The following is a 290-nucleotide window of genomic DNA, read 5'->3' as shown; positions in this document are numbered from 1 at the left end:
TTAACCAATAAGCAGTTTAATTATGATCCGCACGATAAACATGCCATTCTAAAAAGTGATTTGATGGAAGATAAAACGGACAAAGAAATTAATCGGTATATGCTTAACAACCTCAGTATTTATGATCAGATTGGGGAATAAAATGAATCAGTATCAAAAACTAATTGATAATTTAACGAAGTTAAATTTACATAATATGGCTGCGTCAATTGCGGATTATCGGCAACAAGTCAACGATAGCCAAATCAGCTTTAGCGAAGCATTATTAGAATTAACCGATAAGGAGATTG

At 32.4% G+C, this 290-nt stretch carries 1 pseudogene; it reads left to right on the top strand.

The features are described from left to right. Positions 1-142: 142 nt before the first annotated feature. Positions 143-290, top strand: a pseudogene (locus QOS10_RS10295) (IS21-like element ISCbo2 family helper ATPase IstB); the annotation flags it as partial.

Origin of the sequence: Limosilactobacillus galli (assembly GCF_947381495.1) — a bacterium.
In the GTDB taxonomy this organism is placed as follows: domain Bacteria; phylum Bacillota; class Bacilli; order Lactobacillales; family Lactobacillaceae; genus Limosilactobacillus; species Limosilactobacillus galli.
This window is presented reverse-complemented; position numbering and strand designations above follow the sequence as displayed.